At 62.3% G+C, this 775-nt stretch carries 1 pseudogene; it reads left to right on the top strand.

Annotated features, from left to right (window positions below):
- A pseudogene (locus IT41_RS19235) lies at positions 1-775 on the top strand (IS3 family transposase); the annotation flags it as partial.

Raw genomic sequence — 775 nt, 5'->3', positions numbered from 1 at the left:
CCCAAGGGTCGCGCCGACCAAGGCCGGCTGGCCGCAGACATGATCGAGCTGGCGCGGCAATACGGTCGCTATGGCTATCGCCGGATCGCGGCGCTGCTTCGCGATGCAGGCCGGGCCGGGTGAACGACAAGCGGTTCAGAGGGCTTGTGGCGGCGCGAGGGGCTGAAAGTGCCAGTGAAATAACCGAAGAAGGGGCGGCTCTGGCTGAACGACGGATCCTGCGTCCGGTTGCGTCCGGAATACACGAACCACGTCTGGAGATATGGACTTCGTTCATTGCCGGACCGATGATGGCAGGGCCTTCCGGACGCTGAACATCCTGGACGAGTTCAGCCGTGAATGCCTGACCATCCGGGTGAAGCGCAAACTGAACTCAGCCGACGTCATCGATGCGGCTCAAGCGATCTGTTCATCCTGCGCGGCATCCCGGCGTTCATTCGCTCCGATAATGACCCCGAGTTTGTTGCCCAGGCTGTCCGCGACTGGATCGCCGCCGTCGGGGCCAGCACGGCCTATATCGAGCCAGGCTCACCTTGGGAAAACGGTTTCGCGTGCTCACTCGGACCAGTGGCGTTCACACGCTCAATGCGAGAGCTTCAACGCCCGCTTCCGCGACGAGTTTCTGAATGGCGAAACCTTCTACAACCTGCGCGAGGCGCAGGTCCTGATCGAGGAATGGAGGAAACACTATAACACGAAGCGCCCGCACAGCGCACTGGGCTACCGCCCGCCGGCCCCGGAAACCATCGTCCAGATGGACTACAGGCCGGACATG

Origin of the sequence: Paracoccus halophilus (assembly GCF_000763905.1) — a bacterium.
In the GTDB taxonomy this organism is placed as follows: Bacteria; Pseudomonadota; Alphaproteobacteria; order Rhodobacterales; family Rhodobacteraceae; genus Paracoccus; species Paracoccus halophilus.
This window is presented reverse-complemented; position numbering and strand designations above follow the sequence as displayed.